4 protein-coding genes are annotated in these 4,731 nt (G+C 58.5%); 1 reads left to right on the plus strand and 3 read right to left on the minus strand.

The window, feature by feature from the left end; all coding sequences use genetic code 11:
* The first annotated feature begins 95 nt into the window (after positions 1-95).
* The gene (locus GCT13_RS47030; protein ID WP_152768370.1) at positions 96-797 is read left to right on the plus strand and encodes an IS6 family transposase; all 702 of its coding nucleotides are present in this window, start codon (positions 96-98) and stop codon (positions 795-797) included.
* Between the two features lie 212 nt (positions 798-1,009).
* Here the strand turns inward: GCT13_RS47030 and rpoD are convergent, their stop codons facing one another.
* From rpoD to GCT13_RS47045, 3 genes are all read right to left on the minus strand, one after another.
* A complete protein-coding gene (rpoD, locus tag GCT13_RS47035; RefSeq protein ID WP_173819735.1) occupies positions 1,010-2,998 on the minus strand; it encodes an RNA polymerase sigma factor RpoD in 1,989 nt (662 codons plus the stop codon).
* Between the two features lie 136 nt (positions 2,999-3,134).
* Complete coding sequence (locus GCT13_RS47040; RefSeq protein ID WP_087740493.1) at positions 3,135-3,656, minus strand: hypothetical protein; 522 nt, start codon at positions 3,654-3,656, stop codon at positions 3,135-3,137.
* A 2-nt stretch (positions 3,657-3,658) separates the two neighbouring features.
* On the minus strand, positions 3,659-4,006 hold the full coding sequence (locus GCT13_RS47045) for a hypothetical protein (RefSeq protein ID WP_131244486.1): 348 nt from the start codon (positions 4,004-4,006) through the stop codon (positions 3,659-3,661).
* Positions 4,007-4,731 lie beyond the last annotated feature (725 nt).

Below are 4,731 nucleotides of genomic sequence, written 5' to 3' on the forward strand. Positions count from 1 at the left end.
ATGGATAGATATTTGCACCTTGACTTCGGCCGACTAATGGGTGTCGCAATAAGGCGGTCTGCTATGCTGAGGGGCCTTAATGCGTGACTTGATCGATGACCGAGAAGCTGAGTCCGGGTGTAGCAAAAGTACTCAAACGGTTGCATTACCCGCTGGACGTGATGTTGCTGTGCGTTCGGTGGTACGTGGCCTATCCGCTGAGCCTGCGTCATCTCGAACAGATGATGGCSGAGCGCGGGATTGCGGTCGATCATTCGACGGTTCATCGTTGGGCACTCAAACTGTTGCCGGTCCTGGAAAAGGCGTTTCGACGGTGCAAACGGACGGTCGGCAAGAGCCGGAGGATAGACGAGACCTACATTCGAATCAGAGGTGAGTGGCGGTATCTCTACCGGGCTGTCGACAAGGCAGGCAACACCGTTGATTTTCTGCTGCGAGCCCGACGGGACAAGGCTGCGGCCCGGGCCTATTTCGAAAAGGCAATCGACCAGAATGGCGAACCCGAGACCGTGACGATCGATAAGAGCGGATCGAATCTGGCTGCCTTGCAAGCGATCAACGCCAGGCGGGAGGTGCCGATCAGGGTCCGTCAGAAAAAGTATCTGAATAACATTGTCGAACAGGATCACCGGGCCATCAAGCGTCGAACCCGCCCAATGATGGGATTCAAGAATTTTCGTTGCGCGCGCATCATTCTGGGTGGAATCGAGACCATGTATATGATTCGCAAAGCCCAGATGAACGATGGCGGTAGGGCACTCTCTCCCGTCCAGCAATTCTACTCGCTCTTTGCATAAGTAGTCCTCTATATTTCAGTGCTCTCGCCGGTCAGCTTCCTTATTGCGACAGTACCGTACAATTACCCCAAGCAGGGCCCCAAGGGGAAACAGGCCGCCAGCATCAAACCGTTGTAGTTTTTCCGCGGCGCGAGCACGCCCTGTCAGGGCAGCGATCAGATCGCTGCGGATCTGGAGCAGGGCGTCGAAAGGGGTGTCGCTCCGGGCTTTGCTCAGCGCTCGAGAAAGTGCCTCAACTTGTCTGCCCGACCGGGATGCATCAGCTTGCGCATCGCCTTGCTCTCAATCTGACGGATCCGCTCGCGGGTCACGTCGAACTGCCTGCCGACCTCTTCAAGCGTGTGCTCAGAGGTCATATCAAGCCCGTATCGCATCCGCAGGACCTTGGCCTCGCGCGGCGACAACCCGTCGAGTGCCTCATCGATCGCGGCGCGCAGGTTCGCGTGGATCGCGGCCTCATCCGGTGAACTCGCAGAGACATCCTCAATCATGTCGCCGAGCGTCGCGTCAGCATCGTCACCCACCGGGGTCTCGAGCGACACAGGTTGCCTCGCGATCCTGAGGATACTGCGCACTTTTTCCTCGGACATCTCCATGCGCTCGGCGAGGACGGCGGGATGCGCTTCCTGTCCTGTCTGTTGAAGGAATTCGCGCGAAATCCGGTTCAGCTTGTTGATCGTGTCGATCATGTGCACCGGCACACGAATGGTCCGCGCCTGATCGGCAAGCGCGCGCGTGACAGCCTGCCGGACCCACCAGGTGGCGTACGTCGAAAACTTCCAGCCGCGCTGGTATTCGAATTTGTCCACCGCCTTCATCAGGCCGATATTGCCTTCCTGGATCAGATCCAGGAACGGCATGCCGCGGTTCATGTATTTCTTGGCAATTGAAATGACAAGACGAAGATTCGCTTCGATCATCTCCCGCTTGGCCTGCCGCATTTTCGACTCCGCGGCACTCATCTGGCGGTTGATCTGCTTGAGTTGCTGGAGCGGCAGCGAGACCCTGGCCTCGATGTCAGTGAGTTTCTGCTGCCCGGCCTGAATGGCCGGCAGATGTCGCTCGAGGGCAGCGCCAAACTGCCGCGATGTCGCCGCCATGCGGTTGGTCCATTCAAGGTCGGTCTCGTGGCCCGGGAACGACTCGACAAACGCCTCGTGTGGCATGCCACAACGGTCGACGGCGATCTCCAGGATGCTGCGCTCGATCGCACGAACCTCAGTAACCTGATCGTGCACACTGGTGCACAGGCGGTCGATGGTTCTGGCCGTAAAGCGGATCGGCGCCAGTTCGCGCTGGATCTCCGAGCGCACGCGCGCAACGGCTGCGGAACGGGCGTTGCAGGTAACGGGCACATCCGCCAACTGCTCGAACAGTGCCCTCACACGCGCGAAAACCCCAAGACTGTCATTCGTGAGTTGTTCGAGGCGGGCTGCGTTCGCTTTCTCTGGATCCTCGGCGTCCGTTTCAACATCGTCTCCGTCCGGGTCATCGTCGGCGGGGTGTGCTTCCACATCATCTTCTTCAGACTCCAGCGTCATTTCGCTTTCGTCCACGTCGTCGCGGACGCCATCGACCAGTTCGTCGATACGCAGTTCGCCGGCGACGATGCGGTCCACATCGGCAAGAATCGTGGACACGACCGACGGACACGCGGCGATCGCCTGAATCATGTCCTGCAGGCCGTCCTCGATGCGTTTTGCGATCTCGATTTCGCCGGCGCGGGTCAGCAGTTCGCGGGCGCCCATCTCACGCATGTACATGCGGACCGGATCAGTGGTGCGGCCGAACTCCGAATCGACGGTCGCCAGTGCAGCTTGCGCTTCCTCATCCACCTGATCGTCCGATGCCACGGCCGGGGTGCCCTCGTTCAGCAGGAGCGTCTCCGCGTCCGGCGCCTGCTCGTGCACTGCCACCCCCATGTCGCTAAACGTGCTGACGATGGTCTCCATTGCCGCAGTTTGCGTAAAGTTGTCGGGCAGGTGATCGTCGATGTCCGCGTGGGTAAGGTAGCCGCGCTCACGACCAAGCGCGATCAGCGCTCGCATCTGGCGTTGACGCTCTTCGTCCTGGTGCGCCATCGACGCGACGTCCAGCGGTATTGCGGCGGCTCGGGTTTTTCCCTTTGGCACGCGGCGGCCGGTCTTTGACGTAACCGCGATCACGCGGGATGCTGAATCGTCGCGAACTGGATTTGCCAATACATTCTCCTCGACAGGTTGGCCGACGATCGTCGCGAGCACGACAGCAGGTCAGTCTGCCAGCAGGCGTATGGTCGGGATCGTGGAATGACGCACGGGCAATCGAGTGCGACTGAGGCATGGTCATTCAGGGTCGCTACTCTGGCGGAAAGCGCAGTTTCGAAAAATGTCGCCCAGCGTGAATTGCGCGGCGCTCGATAGCGCTCGCCGATTCGATAAGTTTTTGCTGTTCGAGGAAGATCAGAAAGGCGCGCGTTGATACCTTCCGGCAGTTAGAGGGCAGCAGGAAGCTTGAGCGAGCGATGCGGTGATCCTCGAACAGAAACACGCCGGTGCGTTCTGGAGTAAGGGCGAACTCGTTCATTGCTTCCTGAACAGCCAGCTCACCAAGATTTGATTTCCGCGCGGGCGCCGCTACGGTGCTTGTCTGCGTGTGATGCTTGTACACCTTGGTGCCGAGTACGGGAACTCCGTGTTGGCGGACCCAATCGGCGATCTGTTCACTCGTCGGCGTACTGTTACGCGTGACTTCGTGCAGCACCATGTCAACCAGTGCGACGGACCATCCCGAGATAAGCAGCAAGTCCAGCGCGTTTGCATAGGCGAGGGTAATCAACGGCCCAGCATCGGGCAACAGCGTAACGTCCCCGTTCGCCATTGCTATTTGCGCAAGGCATTGAGGTCATCAACCATACTGCGGGTCCTCGCTTCCGGCAGTCGTGGCATCGGTAGATGCGCTTGTGCCATGAGTAAGAACAGGTCCTCGTCACTGTCGATCCCGAGCGCTTCCATTGCCTGGCCGTCGTCAACACGGCCCAGCGAGAAGTCGAGCAGGGTGCGGAAATTTTCGTTACCGCTGACTTCCGCCGCTTCGAAAGTCTCGACCAGATACCGCAACTCAGCGTTGAATAGCGCATTGACGGAGGTGTCGGACTTGGCCGCCAGGATTTTGGCGCGTTTGAGCAGATCACGATCGACCGCTCCGGTGAAATTGACGGTTTCGGGCATGGTTTTCACTCCATAAGCAGCTACTGGCATCATAGCACGTATTTCCGTGTTACACACATTTATGTGTACGTTGTCCGGCAGAATGGACCTTGAAGCTGTCGACAGCAGAGATGAGATGCGAGAGGCGATTTCCGTGGACGCTTCATGTTTCAAGCCGACCGCGAAGTCACCTGAAGTTGTGCAACCAGGCAAAAGTGTATGCAACGAACCACTATCACCGCGCAAATGCACGTAATTGAACGCGTTATCGCCACTTCAAACACCACCTTAACTCGCGGACGGGTTGGCGTTCATCGACGGCAGCGCCTCCTTGAGCGCGGCAGCGGCGGTAACGTCCGCCGACTGCACGACTAGCGTGCACGCCGTGGATCCAATGCGCTGCTGTAACCGACACGGCAGAATTCACTTATGAATCAACTACATGCAGTGTCGAGGCCAGATTCAGATGTCCGCTTCCCGGCTAGATAGAGATGTCCGGGTTTAAAGGGTTCAGCGTTTGCTTTTCATGGGTTAAAGATCACGCAGTGTCGAAGGATGGCGTTTGAATGGGCAGGGCGCTTACGTCCGTTCCCCTGTCCCTTGCAGACCTCCGGCCAGGTTTGCGGGGTTGCGGTTGTGCCTGTCTTTGCTGGGCAAGGTCCACGATTGCATGCTCAACGTCGGCCTGATTGAACTCGCGTTGTTTCTTCTTGCCTGGCGAACGACTTTGGACTTTGGTTGGGGCG

The sequence above is a fragment of the Paraburkholderia franconis genome (assembly GCF_009362735.1).
Classification (GTDB): domain Bacteria; phylum Pseudomonadota; class Gammaproteobacteria; order Burkholderiales; family Burkholderiaceae; genus Paraburkholderia; species Paraburkholderia franconis.

What these genes read in the sequence shown, in the direction of transcription:
- GCT13_RS47040 (WP_087740493.1), bottom strand. Translation starts at nt 3,656, where the DNA reads ATGGCGAACGGGGACGTTACGCTGTTGCCCGATGCTGGGCCGTTGATT.
- GCT13_RS47045 (WP_131244486.1), bottom strand. Translation starts at nt 4,006, where the DNA reads ATGCCCGAAACCGTCAATTTCACCGGAGCGGTCGATCGTGATCTGCTC.